16 protein-coding genes are annotated in these 18,317 nt (G+C 42.6%); 3 read left to right on the top strand and 13 right to left on the bottom strand.

Annotation, left to right across the window (positions count from 1 at the left end):
* Nucleotides 1–28 precede the first annotated feature (28 nt).
* Nucleotides 29–1,093, top strand: coding sequence for an ABC transporter permease (locus ACVPPQ_RS06315; protein ID WP_463493389.1), 1,065 nt, complete (start codon nt 29–31; stop codon nt 1,091–1,093).
* Nucleotides 1,093–1,767: an ABC transporter ATP-binding protein gene (locus ACVPPQ_RS06310; RefSeq protein ID WP_463493387.1), complete on the top strand. Its 675-nt coding sequence runs from the start codon at nt 1,093–1,095 to the stop codon at nt 1,765–1,767. The genes ACVPPQ_RS06315 and ACVPPQ_RS06310 overlap by 1 nt, the downstream gene beginning before the upstream one ends.
* 60 nt (nt 1,768–1,827) lie before the next feature.
* On the opposite strand, the gene ACVPPQ_RS06305 is transcribed toward ACVPPQ_RS06310, so the two are convergent.
* From ACVPPQ_RS06305 to sdaAB, 6 genes are all read right to left on the bottom strand, one after another.
* On the bottom strand, nt 1,828–2,679 hold the full coding sequence (locus ACVPPQ_RS06305) for a YitT family protein (protein ID WP_463493385.1): 852 nt from the start codon (nt 2,677–2,679) through the stop codon (nt 1,828–1,830).
* A gap of 78 nt (nt 2,680–2,757) precedes the next feature.
* A complete protein-coding gene (locus ACVPPQ_RS06300) occupies nt 2,758–4,179 on the bottom strand; it encodes a C69 family dipeptidase (RefSeq protein WP_463493383.1) in 1,422 nt (473 codons plus the stop codon).
* A 51-nt stretch (nt 4,180–4,230) separates the two neighbouring features.
* Entirely contained in the window at nt 4,231–4,599 is a 369-nt protein-coding gene (locus tag ACVPPQ_RS06295; protein WP_463493381.1) for a PqqD family protein, read from the bottom strand.
* Nucleotides 4,574–6,511: an OPT/YSL family transporter gene (locus ACVPPQ_RS06290; RefSeq protein ID WP_463493379.1), complete on the bottom strand. Its 1,938-nt coding sequence runs from the start codon at nt 6,509–6,511 to the stop codon at nt 4,574–4,576. The genes ACVPPQ_RS06295 and ACVPPQ_RS06290 overlap by 26 nt, the downstream gene beginning before the upstream one ends.
* Nucleotides 6,512–6,541: 30 nt before the next feature.
* Nucleotides 6,542–7,435 (bottom strand): L-serine ammonia-lyase, iron-sulfur-dependent, subunit alpha, encoded by an 894-nt coding sequence (gene sdaAA / locus ACVPPQ_RS06285; protein ID WP_463493377.1) that lies wholly within the window; start codon nt 7,433–7,435, stop codon nt 6,542–6,544.
* Nucleotides 7,436–7,450: 15 nt separating this feature from the next.
* Nucleotides 7,451–8,101, bottom strand: a complete 651-nt coding sequence (sdaAB, locus tag ACVPPQ_RS06280; protein ID WP_463493375.1) for an L-serine ammonia-lyase, iron-sulfur-dependent subunit beta — start codon at nt 8,099–8,101, stop codon at nt 7,451–7,453.
* A gap of 348 nt (nt 8,102–8,449) precedes the next feature.
* Here sdaAB and ACVPPQ_RS06275 point away from each other — a divergent pair, with 348 nt between their 5' ends.
* On the top strand, nt 8,450–9,091 hold the full coding sequence (locus ACVPPQ_RS06275; protein ID WP_463493373.1) for an SDR family oxidoreductase: 642 nt from the start codon (nt 8,450–8,452) through the stop codon (nt 9,089–9,091).
* A gap of 1 nt (nt 9,092) precedes the next feature.
* On the opposite strand, the gene ACVPPQ_RS06270 is transcribed toward ACVPPQ_RS06275, so the two are convergent.
* The 7 genes from ACVPPQ_RS06270 to ACVPPQ_RS06240 all read right to left on the bottom strand — a co-directional run bounded on the left by ACVPPQ_RS06270 (nt 9,093) and on the right by ACVPPQ_RS06240 (nt 18,303).
* The gene (locus tag ACVPPQ_RS06270; RefSeq protein WP_463493371.1) at nt 9,093–9,764 is read right to left on the bottom strand and encodes a hypothetical protein; all 672 of its coding nucleotides are present in this window, start codon (nt 9,762–9,764) and stop codon (nt 9,093–9,095) included.
* Between the two features lie 106 nt (nt 9,765–9,870).
* A complete protein-coding gene (locus ACVPPQ_RS06265; protein ID WP_463493369.1) occupies nt 9,871–11,214 on the bottom strand; it encodes a C40 family peptidase in 1,344 nt (447 codons plus the stop codon).
* 270 nt (nt 11,215–11,484) lie between these two features.
* Nucleotides 11,485–12,819 (bottom strand): CoA-disulfide reductase, encoded by a 1,335-nt coding sequence (locus ACVPPQ_RS06260; RefSeq protein ID WP_463493367.1) that lies wholly within the window; start codon nt 12,817–12,819, stop codon nt 11,485–11,487.
* Between the two features lie 24 nt (nt 12,820–12,843).
* Complete coding sequence (locus ACVPPQ_RS06255) at nt 12,844–14,241, bottom strand: L-cystine transporter (protein WP_106482963.1); 1,398 nt, start codon at nt 14,239–14,241, stop codon at nt 12,844–12,846.
* Between the two features lie 349 nt (nt 14,242–14,590).
* Nucleotides 14,591–16,024 (bottom strand): 6-phospho-beta-glucosidase, encoded by a 1,434-nt coding sequence (locus ACVPPQ_RS06250; RefSeq protein ID WP_463493365.1) that lies wholly within the window; start codon nt 16,022–16,024, stop codon nt 14,591–14,593.
* Between the two features lie 31 nt (nt 16,025–16,055).
* Nucleotides 16,056–17,378, bottom strand: coding sequence for a PTS sugar transporter subunit IIC (locus ACVPPQ_RS06245; protein ID WP_463493363.1), 1,323 nt, complete (start codon nt 17,376–17,378; stop codon nt 16,056–16,058).
* A 169-nt stretch (nt 17,379–17,547) separates the two neighbouring features.
* Nucleotides 17,548–18,303 carry a MurR/RpiR family transcriptional regulator gene (locus ACVPPQ_RS06240; RefSeq protein ID WP_463493361.1) on the bottom strand — a complete coding sequence of 252 codons (756 nt, stop codon included), beginning with the start codon at nt 18,301–18,303 and terminating at the stop codon, nt 17,548–17,550.
* Nucleotides 18,304–18,317 lie beyond the last annotated feature (14 nt).

Raw genomic sequence — 18,317 nt, 5'->3', positions numbered from 1 at the left:
GGGGTATCAACTGATTGGGAGGTTCACCATGTTTCTCACACTTAAAGAATTACGTTACAGCAAATTTAAATTCAGCGCACTGGCCTTCATTATTTTTCTGATTGTTTTCTTGGTATTATTCATCACCGGTTTAGCGAACGGCTTGGCCAACGACAGTGGTTCCGCCTTAAAAAATACCACCGCTAAAACCTTCATCCTTCAAAAAGACGCTGATGCACGTTTAAACCGTTCTAATCTGACCGAGCAAGATTGGCAACGACTGACTACTAAAACGTCAGATACGCGCCTCAGCGTTAATCAAGCGACGATTCAACAGACTGCTCACCAGAAAGCGAAAACCGATATCGCCTACTTCGTGATTGATGCCAATTCATTCCTGGCCCCAACTATCACAAGTGGTCATCAATTGACCAACAAAAAAACGAACCAAGTCGTCGTCAGTCGCAAATTGCAAACTGATGGCTACCAAAAAGGCGATTGGTTTAAAGATACGACTAGCGGTCATCGATTCCAAATTGCCGGTTTCACTACCGCAACCGCCTATTCGCACAGCCCAGTTGTTTATTTAAACGCACAACAGGGTCGTCTCATTAATCCTAGCACCAAGACCCAATTTAACGCAGTCGTTTCTGACCACACCAAATCAACAACGTCCGGTTATCAAACGCTGACCACCAAACAAGTGATCAGCGCCATTCCGGGCTACTCCGCTGAACAAAGCTCGCTATATTTAATGATTGGCTTTTTATACGTGATTTCATTATTCGTCTTGGCCATTTTCTTTTACATCATGACGTTGCAAAAGAAAGCTGATTTCGGCGTCTTAAAAGCCCTCGGCGCTCAAAACCGTTATTTGGTTAATCACCTACTGACTGAAATCGGCCTCCTAGCCTTGATTGCCATCTTGATTGCTGACGGTGCCATCATTGGGATTAGTCTGATCATGCCAACCAGCATGCCCTTTAGTTTAACGCCCGTCGTTATCGGTGGTACCAGTGCCATCTTCTTAGTGGTCGCTGTCTTAAGCGCCTTATTATCACTCATTCAAGTCACCAGAATTGATCCAATTTCAGCCATTGGAGGTCACGCCTAATGTCACAACCGATTTTAAAATTAACCAATATTTCTAAAACGTATCCCGATGGTGCTCAAACCAATACCGTCTTGCACGATGTATCATTCGAAATTCAAACCGGCGAATTTGCCGCCATCGTCGGTCCCAGTGGTACTGGTAAAAGTACGTTGCTAACCATTATGGGCGCTCTATTGCACCCAACTTCCGGCACAATCACGTTGGCCGGTCAAGAATTAACTAGCTTGTCCGCTAAGGCTCAGACAACGATTCGCTTAAACCAGATTGGTTTTATCTTCCAAAGCGCTGAATTAATTCCGTACTTAACGGTTCAAGATCAATTGACCCTGATCCAACGCTTGGCGGGCCACGTTGATTTACCAAAAGCACAAGCGATTCTAACTGATTTAGGACTCGCCCACCATCTCCAACACTATCCCAAGATTCTATCCGGTGGCGAAAAACAACGGGTCGCTATTGCCCGTGCATTGATTAACGAACCACCGTTAATCTTAGCCGATGAACCCACTGCTAGTTTAGACGCCCAACGCGGCCGCGAAGTCGTCGCTTCGATTAAAGCCGCCGTTCACCAACAAAATCGGGCGGCCGTGATGGTCACGCACGATGAACGGGTCTTAGATTTAGTCGATCACGTTTGGCAAATCGCCGATGGCACACTCACTCAAATTCGTTAAAACAAAAAACAAGCTGTAATAGGGCTCATCAATTGAGTTCTATTACAGCTTGTTTTGCGATTATTCATTATTTTCAAATTTACCCCAAAGGTTCATCGTTGATTGAATATTGACGAAGGCGTTTGGATCAGTAGCTTGGACAACTTGACGTAAGGCGGTTAAATCGTATTTCGAAACAACGGTCATGATGACTGTTGTATTTTCATTCGTATATAACCCGGTCCCATCCATTTCAGTCGCACCATGGATAAACTCCCGCATCCGCTTTTTCAACGTCTCCGGATTTTTCGTAAAAATTGTAACGGTCACTTTTTGTTGTTGCGTATAAATATAGTCCATCAATAGGCTAGCCACAAAAATTTCGACAATACTATATAATGCCGCGCCCCAACCAAAAAATAAGCCCGCCGTTAAAATAATAAACCCATTGATGACATTATTAATCGGACCAACTCGCTTACCGGTTAGCCGACCAATAATGGTTACAATCACATCCGTGCCACCCGTTGAAAAACCCGCTCTAAAACAAAGACCGACACCCAAGCCAATTAAGGCCCCTCCGAAAAGGGCACCTGCAAAGCGCTCAGTCACGATTGGCTGTGCGGGGACCGGAATCAATTTTAAGAATAAAACACTCGTAAAGACTGCGACAATGCTGAAAATCGCATATTGGTGATTGATCTTATACCAAGCTAACAATAATAGTGGCACATTAAGGATAAAAACCAACGCGGCCACACTTAACGAACCACCCAAATGACTGACAAAAGTTGTTAGTAATTGGGCAATTCCTGTCACCCCACTCGAATACGTCTGAGCAGGCACTAAAAATAAATTAACACTAACCGCCGCCAAAAAGCCATAAATCATCGCTATGACTATTTTTTTGGTATTTTCCTGAATTCCAAGCATTGAAGCACCTCCATCAAAAAAGTCACACTTCCATTGGGAGAGTGTGACTTTTTCAAACAAAAGGCTGTTAAAACAAGCTTATAGATTTTTATCCATCACAAAAGTTAGTTTCGAAAGTTGTGTTCCTTCAGTGACTAGTTGTGCCAACAAATCAGTCGTTTTTTGATTATAGTGCGTCGCAATTTCATGATTTTGTTGTGTCAGATAATCGAGTGCATCTGCTTGATTAGCGACGGCTTTATCAACTTGTGCAATTCGAGTTCTTGCCCATTCTGATAGTGCCTTTTGATAATCGATGTCGGCTTGTTTGAATGCACCAAAATGTGATTCAACAACCATTGCAAGTGCTTCGTGTAACCAATAAGCATTGTTTAGTTGCATCTTTTCAGGTAATTCACGGTACGAAACATCTGTGTCATTGGCATTCGTAAAGAATGGCACGTGAGGACAGAATGTTGGTACGCCAAAACCTAACCACTGCACCCCTTTAACCGCATCAGGAACGTTGTTTCTAATTTGGCAAATATGTGAGTTTTGCGTCCGTGAAAGTGAAATTGCCCGATAAGTAGTCTTTTGTTCTTCAGTCCCATTACCCAATGGATCGTAAACTGTTTCGTTATAATGCGATTTTAACACATATTGAACATCTTCCACACTTAATTTGCGGTTTGCTTTACGGATAAATGGTAAATCACTTGATTCTGGATCTTGTTTAATTTCAGGATTCATGTAGCTTTGCGCATACCAAACCCGTGGTGTATTGTAATGACGGTCTTTTTCAGTATCCGTTCCGAAAATCTTACGGAAGTTCCATTCAGTTTCGCTTGGGTTCAAATGATTTTCGCTGACGAATTCTTGAATACCTTCTGACCACATATAATTTTCTGGATCATTAAAATCAACGTTTTCAATCGCCACTTGGTTGGCTGCCACTGCGTAACAATCATCGGGAATACGCACGGCAACCCAGTGATGACCTGTGACAATTTCTTGATACCAAACTTCATTTTGATCACTATATTGAACGCCATTACCTTCAGCTGAACCGTATTTAGCAATCCAATCACCCATTAACTTAACCCCTGCACGCGCAGAGTCGGCATATGGTAATACTAAACTACACATTGAATCTTCAGCCACGCCGTTTTCAAGCAATGGATCATAAGCTAATACCCGTTCGTTTGCATAAACACTTTCAGTAGCAGAAACAGCGACGTTTTTTTCGTTAATCCCGTCTTCTTCGTTCAAACCGTCACTTAAATCACCATTAGGGGTCGAAGTATAACGATAGCTATCTTCTGGTAATTGTAACGTTAGACCATTATATTTTGAAACGTATGTTTCGGTCCGACCTTTGACTGCTGGTTGTACGAAGAACCGTTTTGTGTGAATCGCTAAAAAGCGATCTTCATTCCGCGAAATCATCGTAGAGCCATCAATTGACGCATCCTTGCCCACCATCATTGAAGTACATGCTGATAATTCGATTCTGTCTGTCATTTGAAAAACTCCTATCTATATATAATAAATCATGATTCACAAATTAATGAACTACTTAGTGCCATTCGTGACCTGCTGAATTAAATGTTCATTCTGATCCAAATGGTTTAAATAAACCAGTAGGCGTTCATATAAATACTCGCCAGCCTCTTCAAATTGACCTTCCAGTGCTTGCCCGATTTGATAAACACTGCGTTGACCATTGATATGGCGAAATACAAAACTACCGTAATCATCTAACGTCAACGTGGTTTGCTGTGGAATCTTAATGTGCAACTTCCGCATAACCCGTTGAATCCAATGATTTTGTGGCCGAATAATCGTGACGGTCCCTTTTTTTAGTTCAAATTGAACCTCAGGATTTTTTCGATAAATAATGGTATTTAGATCAATTTCAGTCTTCTGGCGCCCCATCTTCATGTACGCCCCCTGTCTTAATTGTCAAAAGTGGTGCAGCAATTGAAACAACTAGTACAACTAATAAAATCAATGCCATCCCGTTGCCACTTGCGAAGCCATTGATTGTATGGTCCTTCAAGACCCCAGTGACGTGGAGAATAATCCCAATTAAGCCAATAATTGAGCCCCCGGCAATTAACCCGGATGAAAGACTAACACCACTTTGTAATCGGTTATTCTTAACCGCTTCATTATCGGTTACTTTTTCGATAAAGACTTTAATGAGTGCCCCGATTAAAATAATTGAGGTTGTTGAGATTGGTAAATAAAAACCGATTGCGATGGTCATAATGGGTAATTCTAGGAAATATAAAACAAGTGCCATGACCACCCCAACAATAATCATAATCCATGGTAATTTACCGGACATAATACCTGACGTCAAAGTGGCAATTAAATTGGCTTGTGGTAAGCCAAAGGCCGGTGTTGCACTATCGGATACAAATTGAGGCGATAAAATACTAATCGTTCCAACAACGACAAAAACCCCAATAATGGCTGAAATCATAAAGTATTTCATCATTTCTGATTTAGAACCACCAATCACATAAGTGACTTTTTGAGATTGCATGTAACCACCACCAGTAGCAATGGCCGTGACAACAAACGTTCCGAACATTAATAATATTTCAGTATGGGCATCACTAGTCCAACCGAATAAAACAAATACAACCGTCATGATCACGAGTGATGCGATCGTCATTCCGGAAACGGGTAAATTAGAACAGCCAATTGTGCCAGCAATTCGAGCTGAAACAATGACGAATAATAAGCTCAAAACAACGGCCAATAGTGCACCGACAATTCCCATCGCGAAGTTATGGGCAATAAAAATGCCAGCAACAAAGATCCCGACAGCCCCGATAACAATCGCAACCATCCCAAGCGTATTTTTATCTTCACCCGTACTGTTTTTAGCATTCAATGTTTTCTTGATTGATGTCACAATCGTTGGAATTAACTTAATGGCACCAATTAAGCCACCACAAAGCATCATCCCAGCGCCGATATATTTAACGTATGAACTTGCTAAATCGTTAACCGTCATTTGGTTAACGGCCAAGCTAGCGTTATTCCAAACATGAGCGCCATTGCCCGCCATATCAGTGAAATAACCGATTAATGGGGCAATTGCAAAGTTCGATAAAAGTGCACCAGCGAACATGGTTAATGACACTTCTAGCCCGACGATAAACCCAATCCCAGCAAGCAATGGATTAACTTCAACGTCTAACTTCCATTTATAGAAAGATGAACCAACGTAGCTGACCATGTTATTGACGACACCAAACACAGAGGTGGTTAACATCGTCAACACGCCACCAATCCCGAAACCAATTCCCATATATTTCAGAGAATCGCCACCAGTATCAGAAGCAACCAAGGCTTCAGAAATCGCCATTGCTTCGGGATACACCAACTTGCCGTGTTCTTCAATGATTAAGTAGTTATGCACTAGTGAAGCCGTCCCGATTGAGAAGAGGATGGCCAAAATACCAACAATTACCCCTTGGATAAAGTTAATATGCCCCCCAATTAAAATAATCGCAGGTAACACATAAATCATCCCACTGGCAACAGATTCACCACCACTGGACATGCCTTGCATAATATTCTTACCTAGAATTCCTTTTGACTTAGCAAAAGCCCCGACTAATCCAGAACCAATGATTGATCCTGGAATCCCGGCTGCAACGGTCAATCCGGCTTTCATTCCTGAATAAGCAGTTGATGCAGCAAAAATAATGGCTAATAAACTACCCATAATTAATATTGCCGTATTACCGACTTTCTTATTGCCTGTACTCACGTATGGGACGTATTGGTTACCTGGTACGCCACCATATGCAGATTTTGAGAGTTTCTTTTGCATTTGAATTCCTCCTAAGAACTGTCTGTTACATTATTTTTTAATACTTAAATCTTGCCCAAAAATTTGCATCTTTAACGCGATCCCGGTTGGAGTTGCGGCTAAACCGCCCAAACCGGTTTCTCGTAATGTTGATGGTAAGTTCTCACCAATGCTCTTCATGGCACCAATCACTTCATCAGCCGGAATCTTACTAATCAAACCAGCTAATGCCATATCAGCACTCGTTAAAGCATTGACCGACCCAATCACATTTCGTTTAACACAAGGGACTTCGACTAAACCGGCAACTGGATCACAGACTAACCCTAACAAGTTCGACATTGCCATCGCGAATGCCTCAGAAGATTGTTGGGGCGTGCCACCAGCAGCCTCAACGGCAGCAGCGGCGCCCATGGCTGAAGCACTGCCGACTTCGGCCTGACAGCCACCCGTTGCACCGGCAATCATCGCATCGTTAGCGACGACCATCCCAAAAGCGGCGGCACAGAATAGAAAGCGAATCTGGGCATCCCGATTAAGCTGCAATTGTTTCGTAATAACTGCTAAAATACCGGGCAACGTGCCAGCTGAGCCAGCTGTCGGCGTTGCACAAATGATGCCCATTGAAGCATTGACTTCATTAGTGGCGATTGCATTTTGAACGGCCTCCAACATAATATCTCCGGAAAGTGATTGGCCTTTTTCACGATAACGTTTCATTAAGACCGCTTCACCACCAGTGATGCCAGTTGCCGATTGAACGCCGTCACCCGTCACACCTTTTTCTTCAGCTGCTAGCATCACATCTAGGTTTTTACCCATTGTGGCCCAAACAACTTCCCGACTAGTATGACTCATTTTAACTTCTTGTTCAATAATCAATTCAGAGATTGTCACATGTCGCGCTTCGGCCGTAGAGACGAGTTCATGAATTTTGCAGTACATAGCTTCCACCACTTTCTATAAAACAATCATATCTTTACTCATCCCACGAACCTGTTCAATCTGTTCTGGATAAGGTTTATCGACTAAATCTAACTTGTACATAAATCGATTCGGCACTCGAACTGAAATTCGTTCATCACGGTAATTATCTTGAAAGATTTGGTCTAAAGCCGTACCAATTTCTTGATCAGATTCAACAAAAATAATCGGCAAGGGGCCTTCCGGCTGAAAAACAATCCCGTTTAAATCAACTTTACGAATTTCGATTGTCCCACCGCCAATTGAACAGCCCCAAACCGTTAATGTTTTTTTGGCATTCACTAATGTTAATTCGGCGGTATTCGGATGATTAATTGGACTATCACCAGAATCTTCGATAAATTCAACGTCAATCCCTTGTCGACGGGCTAAATCGACTGCATACGGCACTCGTTGGTCAGCAGGATCAAACCCTAAGACGCCACTGATAATGGCATAATCAGTCCCGTGGCCCTGATGAGTTTGCGCAAACGATTCAAAATAGCGTACGATAATCTTTTCGACTGGTGCGTGAAATAATCGATTCGCCACATGGCCAATAGCGACTGCGCCAGCAGTATGCGAACTTGATGGCCCAATCATAATCGGACCGATGATGTCAAAAACACTTCGATACTGATTTGTCATCTTGAGTACCTCATTTTCTATTATGATTAAATAACAGATTCATTTATCAAATAAATTGTAAAACACATCACAATCCTTATAACTGTACCATAACACAAATTAAGTCTGCCTTCATTATATTACACTAAACAATTACCGACCATTATGAGAACTTTTTAATTTCGACCATTTCTTTCAGTTGAATCCCCATTGAATCATCGAATAATCAAGTTTATTAGATGACCTATCTTAATATTTTTCTCATAAAAACAGCTTGTGCTATAACAGTTATTTTAAAGGGTTTTGCTTTGCACTTACTTTAAATAACCTATATAATGGCGTTAATTTAATCCCTATAGGAGGAATCATATGAAAATTTTTGTGATTGGTGCTCACGGCCAAGTCGGTCAATTGCTGATTGCCCGTTTAATCGCTAGCGGTCATCAAGTCTCAGCTGGCATTCGCACCGCCACTCAGGCACCCGAATTAGCCGCGCTAGGCGCTGACCCCGTTCAATTGGATCTGACCCAGCAACCGAAAGAATTAGCGCCATTATTCGCAAACCACGACGCCATTGTCTTTACAGCCGGCTCTGGTGGTCGCACCGGTGATGATCAAACCTTATTGATTGATTTAGACGGTGCCGTCAAAAGCATGGCTGCCGCAAAAATTGCCGAAGTGTCACGCTATGTCATGGTGAGCGCCTTATTTGTTGAAGACCGCGCTAAATGGCCGGAAAGTATTAAACCCTACTATGCCGCTAAATATTACGCTGATCATTGGTTAGAATTCTCTGGGTTAGACTGGACCATTCTCCGACCAGGAACGTTAAGTAACGCGGTTGGCACTGAGCAAGTCGCCATGCAACCAACCAAGGGCACTGTCGCTCGTTCAGATGTCGCTGCAATGATTCAAACTGTTTTAGAACACCCCAATGAGACCAACCACCATAAATACTCTTTCGTTAATGGGCCATTACCACTAATAGAAGCAATCAAAAAAGCTGACTAAATTAGTCAGCTTTTTTGATTGCCTTTTTGGTCGTCGTTTTCTTAGCGGCGGCTTTTTTTGTGACCGCTTTTTTCGTCGTTGCTTTTTTGGTTGTGGTCTTTTTGGCAGCGGCTTTTTTAGCCGGTGCCTTCTTTTTTGCAGGTGCTTTTTTCTTAGTCGTTGTTTTTTTCTTAGCGGGCGCCTTTTTAACCGGTTTCTCTTCAAAAACCACTTTAGGCGCTTCGGCACCTGCCACAACAGCTAATAAATCTTGATCCAATAATTCAGAGATTTTAGCCCACGCAGCTGGTGCATCTGCCGCAACAGTTTCGATGGTGCCAATCTCGTCAATCCGCATCCCTGAACGGTTAATCCAAGGCGACGTCACGTATAAATAGAGCTTCACGTCAACTGTTGCTGCTTCATCAAAAAACTGATTCACTTTTTTAATGTATTGTAACGGTAGATTAACAATGCCCGTTTCCAAAGTGACTTTTACGGGTTCCTCGTGATAAGTCGTCGTTGCTGAAAAAGAGGCTAATGTTTGTTTCTCTAAAGCCTTTTCGATTGCTGGTTGGATTGCAGCCAGCAATGGGGCGTTGGTGAATGGTTCTGGCGTCGCTAATTCATATTCATCCGTCAGATAGGTTTGATCTTGAATTTGATTGATAAACGCTTGTACTTCAATTTTCATCTGTTATCAGTCCTTTTTTTAAATCTCTTTCACATCATAGCTTATTTGACCGTAAAACACAAAAAACATCTCAACGATAACTGAGATGTTTTTTAAATTGTTATCTTTAGAAGACCCGTTTAGCAAAATCAGGCGCATAATATTGCATTGAACCGATTTTGACGTTTTGACCAGGTTGTGGTGCATGAATGTATTGGCCACCACCAATGTATAAGGCAACGTGGTATGAACCGCCTTGCGCACCCCAGAATAATAAATCGCCAGGTTGTAAGCTACTCAATGAAACTGAGTAACCAGCGCTTTCTTGAGGAACTGTCCAGCCACCGATATCACGACCAGCAGCTTGTTTGAAAACATAGTTCATTAAACCAGAACAATCAAAACTGCTAGGGCCTTTAGCGCCCCAAACATAAGGTTTACCAATTTGAGCCATTGCTAAGTTAATCACTGACTGTGCATTACCAGTTGTGGCAGGTGCCGTTGGTGCTGGCGTACTTGGTGCTGGTGTTGCGGGTGCCGGTGTACTTGGCGTTGTTGTCTGTTGATTATTATTTGTATTCGTATTTGTTGTTTCTTGCGTGTTATTAGTTGTTTGAGTGGTTGATGTACTTGAGGCAACACTCTCTTGTTGAGGTGCTTCAACAACGGGTGTGCTTGAAGTCGAAACAGATTGGCTTGACGTTTCAACAGCCGGTGTTGTTGATTCTTGAACCGGTGTACTTTCAACAGGTGCTACTGATTCTGATGTTTCAACAGCCGATGAAGTACTTTCTGAAGTGACAACGGATGAACTTTCTGCAGCAACAGGTGCTGTTTGACTAGCTGAACTTTCGCTAACAACTGGTGCAGTTGATTCAGCGACAACTGGTTGCGTTGCAACAGGGGCTGGCGTCGTTGTGACTGGTGTTTGTTGAACAGTTGGCGTTGTCTTTAATTGACCTTCACCCGTAAAACGTGCTGGCATCCAACCGCCATTAGCGAGTTGATACCAAGTTTCACCGTTGACGGTTTGGGTCTTTGTAACGCCTTCCGTTTGACCATAAGTTAAATAACGACCAGTTGGGGCCGTATAAGTTGGTGATGACCAAACGGTCGTTGCCCCATCTGCATAAGCAACCCGAACTGTTTGTTGTTCAGTCTTGGTTTCAGTTGCAACTGGTTTATCAGTCGTTGTTAGGTAACGCTCTGGTACCCATTCGCCATTACCAATCCGGTACCAAGTTTCAGCGCCAATCTTTTGTGAAGCCAATAGATTAACTGACTGGCCCTTGAAAATGTAACGTTTAGCGGTTTGACCAGTTGTGGGACTTGTCCAAACTGTGGTTGCGCCATCAGTATAATTAACGGTTGCTGTGGTTGCGGCTTGAGCTTGACCTGCACTTAACAAGCCGATCCCTGTGGCCCCTAAAATCCCAGAACTAAATGCAACTAATCGCTTCGTGTTATTCATTAACTTTTCTCCTATCAGTCAATTTATTTGGTGATTCTTAAATACTATTAAGGTTTCATAATTATTTTTAGAAAAATTTAATATCTAACTGGAAGTTTAGCACAATTCCGCATGATTAATCAAGTAAACACTATGAAGTTGACCATTTTTCGGTGTGAAATAACAATAAACGCACGTAAAAGACGGTTAATTACCACCGTTTAATGAATTGTCCAATAAAAAAATAACATCAATTACCAAAATTCAGGTAATTGATGTTATTTAAACTAATTAATGAGCCACATTACCCGCAACGTTTAATGCATCCCACGTCCGGGCAAATGGTGGTGCGTAAACGAGATCTAATAACCCCAGTTGCTCAGTGGTCATTTGAGCTTGAATCGCCGTTGCTAAAACGTCGACCCGTAAAACCGCTCCTTTGGCCCCAATCACTTGGCCGCCAATTAAAACGTGATTATCTTTGCGATAAACTAATTTAACGGTGATCGCCGCTTGACCTGGATAATAATCGGTTTGATTTTTATCATGAATCACAACACTCTTGTAATCAATCCCAGCCGTCTTAGCTTCCGCTTCAGTCAAACCAGTTCGACCTGCTTCCAAGGTCACCAATTGAACACCCGCCGAATTTAACATGCCTGGCAATTGCGCTTGCTGGCCACCTAAGTTAGTCCCAACAATTCGACCTAATTTATTGGCACCGGTTGCCAGTGGTGAATACATCGGTTGGCCCGTCACACTATTAATCACCGTGGCATTATCGCCCGCCGCATAAACGTGGTCGATTGACGTTTGCCCCGATTGATCGACGATAATCGCACCGTTGGCTAAGCGTTTCAGTCGGTCGTCATTGAGAAATTGCGTGTTTGGCCGAATCCCAGTCGCCACAATCACTAAATCGGTGGCATATTGGCCTTTATCCGTAATGACCGTCGCCACTTGCGTATCACCGGCAAACCCTCGAACCGCTTCAGCTAGATGCAAATCAATGCCGTGATCGATTAAATCTTGAGCCATAATGTCGGTTAACTCAGCATCAAAAGCCAATGGTAAAATTCGGTCTTCTAATTGAATTAATTGCACTTGCTTACCAAGTCGGTGAAATTCTTCCGCAATTTCGAGCCCGATAAACCCAGCACCGATCACGGTCACGTTTTGGACAGCTTCAGATTGGCCGAGTGCCCGCAACGTTTCACCGTCGGATAAAGTTCGCAGATGATGAATGCCTTTTAAATTAGCATTCTTAAACGGTGGCATGATTGCCGTCGCCCCCGTCGCTAACATCAATTGATCATAATGTTCAGTTGACACTTGTTGGGTCGCAATGTTCAAAACCGTTACCGCTTGAGCGCCGAAATCAACAGCCGTCACTTCATGTTCGAGTTGGACATCAATCCCCTGTTTGGCAAAAGCCGCCGGTGTCCGTGCAATCATTTGGTTGGCATCTTCAAAATACGCACCGACATAATAAGGTAACCCGCACGCCCCAAAGGAAACGTAATCCCGTTTTTCATACATCGTAATTGCCAAATCTGGATTCGTTCGTTTCGCTTTAGCCGCAGCACTCGTTCCCGCCGCCGTTGCGCCAATAATAATCGTCCGCATCTTAAAGACCTCCATTTTAATTAATTAAGCTAAATCATCTGATTCATCGGTTAAAGTCATATCATTGAACTTATCTTTATCTAATTTACCTAAGAAATGGGCTGACAAGACACCCGCTGTCATTGAACCATCCACGTTTAACGCTGTCCGACCCATATCGATTAAGGGTTCGATTGAAATTAACAACCCGGCTAAGCCGACTGGTAAATTCATCGATGATAACACGATCAACGCGGCAAAAGTTGCCCCACCACCGACACCGGCAACACCGAATGAACTGATTGCAACAATCAAGATTAATTTAACCAAGAAAGCCACACTCCATGGATTAATCCCAACAGTTGGCGCAATCATCACCGCCAACATCGCTGGATAAACACCCGCACAGCCGTTTTGACCGATTGAAGCGCCAAATGAAGCGGATAAGTTGGCAATCCCTTCTTCAACTCCTAAACGTTTCGTTTGGGTTTCGATATTCATTGGAATCGAGCCCGCACTCGTTCTAGACGTGAAGGCGAAGACTAACGTTGGTAAGACCTTTTTGAAATAGCTAACAGGATTCAATCCCGTAAACATAATCAATAAGAAATGGACAATAAACATAATGATTAACGCAACGTAGGAGGCTATCACAAACTTCCCGAGATTTAATATCCCTTGAACGTTCGTTTGTGCAACCGTCGTCGTCATTAACGCCAAAACCCCGTAAGGTGTCATCCGTAAAATCAACGTGACCATTCGCATAATCACGGCGTATATGGCGTTGACAATCTTATTAAACATGTCAGCTTGTTCTGGTTTCTTGCGCCGTAATTGCAGGGCCGCGATTCCTAGAAATGCTGAGAAAATGACAACGGCTAACGTTGATGTTGGCCGTGAACCCGTCATATCCGCGAAGGGATTTTCCGGAATAAAGCTGACAATTTTTTCAGGGACCGTTTGATCCTGAACATCGCCTAATTTAGCTTCCAATTCTTTCGAACGGGCTTTTTCGACTTGCCCCGATTGAATTGAACTTGCGTTTAAATCAAAAACATTCGACGTTAATGCCCCAACCGTCGCAGCAATCAGCGTTGTGAACACTAAGATACCAATCACTAAACCGGCCATTTTACCCAACCCTTTTGACGAATCTAAATTCGTAATCGCTTGGATAATTGAAACCATGACTAATGGCATGACGATCATCTTCAAGAATGACACGTAACCATTACCAACAATGCCAATCCAATCAGCCGTCTGTGTAACAACCGCCGAATCAGATTTAAAGACTAACTGTAAGAGAGCCCCAAATAAAATCCCGACACCTAACGCCACGAATACCCGTTTACTAAATTTAACGTGCACGCGCGCCATCTTATTTAAAACAAACAACATGATTAACATGATTACAATGTTAATCACCACATATGCAATATTCATTTCTAAACCCCATTCCCATTTATGTACTTACTTATTGTAAACGAAAATTAATTATTTTGCATCCCATAACGGTCAAAGATGTTCATAAGTGACAAATTTGTTAGCTTACTTTCAGAAAATAGCCGTATTTAACCCAATTGCTCAATCAATCACCAATTAGTGACCCTCATTAATTACAATTTAACCGCTTTCACTTGATAATGCAAGTTTTATTTTTTGGATTAAAAAAGGGCCTTCCAAAATAAGCTTTTAAAAATAAATAAAAAACGATTAACCCTTAGTCTGGCTAATCGTTTTTAACTTTCATTGTTCAATTAATCACCAAGTAGCATTAAAACACCATATATGCTTAATCCGTTAAATCTTGGCCATTAGTTTCAATTACTTTTTGATACCAATAGAAGGAATCCTTCTTCGAACGCGCCAACGTCCCCGACCCGTCATCTTGTTTATCGACGTAGATGAAGCCGTAGCGTTTCGACATTTGACCCGTACCAGCTGACACGAGGTCAATACAGCCCCAAGGCGTGTAGCCCATTAAATCGACGCCGTCTTCAACCACCGCTTTTTTCATCTGCACAAGGTGTTTGCGCAAATAGTCAATCCGGTAAGGATCATGAATACTACCGTCAGTTTCGACTTGGTCAACCGCCCCAAAACCGTTTTCCACGATAAATTCAGGAAGATGGTAATGGTCATTGAACCAGTTCATCGCATAGCGTAGACCAACCGGATCAATCTGCCAGCCCCATTCAGACGCTTCCACGTACGGATTACGCACTAAATCGTGTTCTTCATCGTAATGTAATTCAGTCGCACCAGTATCCTTAGTCGCAAAGGACATATAGTAACTAAACCCAATATAATCGACAGTCCCGGCCGCCAAATCGGCTAAGTCAGTTGCAGTGATATCCAAATTGTAATTTTGATTAGTCTGATATTGCAACAACCATTCTGGATAACGCCCGTGACAATGAACGTCAGCGAACCAATACCGAGTTTGCATGGCGCGTTCAGCCTTCAAAACATCTTCTGGTTTAGCTGTTAGCGGATAAATCGGACACATCGCAATCATACAGCCAATTTCAAAATCGGGATTAATTTGTTTCCCTAGTTTAACCGCTTTGGCACTCGCGACGAGTTCATAATGCGCGGCTTGATACATCACCTTTTCCGGATCTTCATCAGCCGTGATTTTTAACCCTGAGTTGGTGAATAACGAAAATTGACTATGATAATTAGCTTGGTTATTAATTTCGTTAAAGGTCATCCAATACTTGACCTGATGTTGATACCGTTTAAAGACCGTTTCGGCAAAATGCATGAAGAAATCAATTACCTTGCGATTACGCCAGCCACCGTATTCGGTGACTAGATGATAAGGCATTTCAAAATGCGATAGCGTGACGACTGGTTGAATGTTATATTTCAAACATTCCGCAAATAAATCATCATAAAACTGCAGCCCCGCTTCATTCGGTTCCGTTTCATCCCCATTTGGGAAGATTCGTGTCCAGGCAATCGAGGTCCGAAAACTCTTGAAGCCCATCTCCGCGAATAATTGAATATCCGTCCGGTATTGATGATAAAAATCAATGCCGGCATGATTAGGATAGTTTTCACCCGGCAACACGCCATCCGTAATCCCCCGTTGATGATCAACATCCCCGGCAGTCATCACATCGGCCACACTAACGCCTTTACCATCTGCTTGCCATGCACCTTCTAGTTGATGAGCGGCAACCGCGCCACCCCATAAGAAATCTTTTCGCAATTGTCCCATAATCTGCTCTCCTTTTGCCTAAACAATTAATCTATTTGGTTGTTTGTTCCGTTTCAAAATTTAAATGATCTTGTTTCCGAATAAATGGTAGGTAGACAAAGAACGTCATGACTAACATCAATGCTTGCCAAAGTGCTATTTTCCAACCACCAATTAGTAAGCCAGAAATGATGGGTGGTGTTGTCCAAGGTAAAACTGTCCCTGGAAAGAGTGGAATCAAGCCGATTCGCAACGCTGTCCAAGTTAGAATTGCGGATAACATTGGCGTCAAGAAGAACGGTACCATCATGATTGGGTTCATGACGATTGGTGTCGCAAACAAAATCGGTTCATTGATATTAAAGACAGCAGGTCCTAATGATAATTTACCTAAATCTTTAAATTGGGCTGATTTTGCAAAGAAGGTCATGTAAACAACAATCCCAATCGTCATCCCAGCACCTGTGACCGTCATAAATTGATCTAATAGTTGTTGAGTCACAATGTGGCCCCCATTAGCGAGCGTTAACGCCCGCCCTGAATCTAAAATCTTTTGGTTAGCCAATGAATTCGCGGTTAATAACGGGCTCATAATCCCACCGACAATCGTTGAACCATGGACCCCAAAGAACCATAAGAATGGGACTAAGAAGGAAATGGCTAACATCCCGCCGAAGGAATCGGTAATCCCTTGAAGTGGGGATTGAATCACGTTGTAGATGGATTCGGTTAAAGTCGAATGTGCCACTTTATCGAAGAAGATGTAAACTAATAATGATCCTGTAATCAAAGCAGCGGCTGGAATTAACGCCGTAAATGATCCCGCAACGTTAGCAGGCACTTGTTCGGGCAACTTAATTCGAATATCACGTTTTAAGAAGGCTGAATAGATCCAACCAACCAATAAACCAACGATAATCGCTGTAATCATCCCTTGACCACCAAGCCAAGTCCGATCAATAAAACCGGTTTGTTGGCTCATCATCTTCGCAGAAATAATGATTTTCCCGGAAGCTGCTGTAATCGCCGTACTAGGTCGAGTGACTAAAAAGAAACAAACAATTGCTAATAAAGCGGCTGGAAATGGGTCAAAACCTTCATTTTGAACCCAGGAATAAGCAATCCCAGCAACGGCAATCAACGCCATGATGGCAAATGATGCACTATAAGCCACGTTCCAATAAGTGGTTAAGCCGGTACTGGCCATCCAAGCCGCCCAACTCTTAACTGGAAGACTAGATAAAACTAAGAAAATTGATCCAACAATCGTAAATGGCATGACGTATAGCATCCCATTTTTTAACGCGGTAATCGGTCGAGTTGCCACGAATTTCATAATCGGTGGCATTAATTTGGTATTAATCCATGTGTTCATACGATTCTTCCTTTCGAATAACCATTAATAAGTGCGTGTAATAACTACTATAGTAGGAATGCGCTTCCATTGAATAGTATATAGCGTCACGGCTAACTTTGACTAGTCATTCAGGCGGAATAAAGAAATGCGTGTTCTAAAATAATTTGTGCCATAAATGGCACATGTTTCATCGACCGGTAATCTGCGTCTTAGTAACCGCTGCCACTCGATGCGCTAATAATTCTAGAATAAAAACAACCGGAATTTGTGTCGTATTATTCAATGACCCATTCTTTTCTTCCGGCATATAATACGGAATCACTAAATCGGCCAAGCTGGCTAACGTTGAATTAGCTTGATTCGTAATCGCCAAGACGTGCCCTTTGCCCATTTTAAACTGTTGGACTTGGCTAATCGTTTCCGTCGTCTCACCTGAAACCGACAAGACAATCAATAACGCTTCATGAATGACAACTTCATGCATCCCAAACGGCATGAACGGATCGGCAATACTCAACGAAAAAACCCCAGCATTCGCTAAATACCGAGAACCGTACTGCGCCAATGCCCCACTCGTCCCGATACCGAAGAAAAAGACTGCATTCGCGTTAACAATCATCTCGGTTGCTTGGCTGAGCAATTGTCGAAAGCTATCATTATTGGTTTTCTTCAAAAAGTCAGTGACTGGAATTAAGACATCATAATCGGACGTCACGACCTGTTCATTCGCCTGCCGTTCGCGCTTCAGTGCGTATTTAAATTCAGAAAAACCTTCAAACTCAAGCTTTTCACAGAATCGTAATATCGTTGAGGTTGAGACGTGTGCTTCCGTCGCTAATTTTCGAATCGTCATTTTTTCAACTAATTCACGGTGGGCCAAAACATAATTCAAAATCGTTAACTCTAAACCGTTTAAGCGCTGGACCTTTTCAAAATCAAACATTCACATAACCGCCC

Source organism: Latilactobacillus parafuchuensis (assembly GCF_055271665.1).
This window is presented reverse-complemented; position numbering and strand designations above follow the sequence as displayed.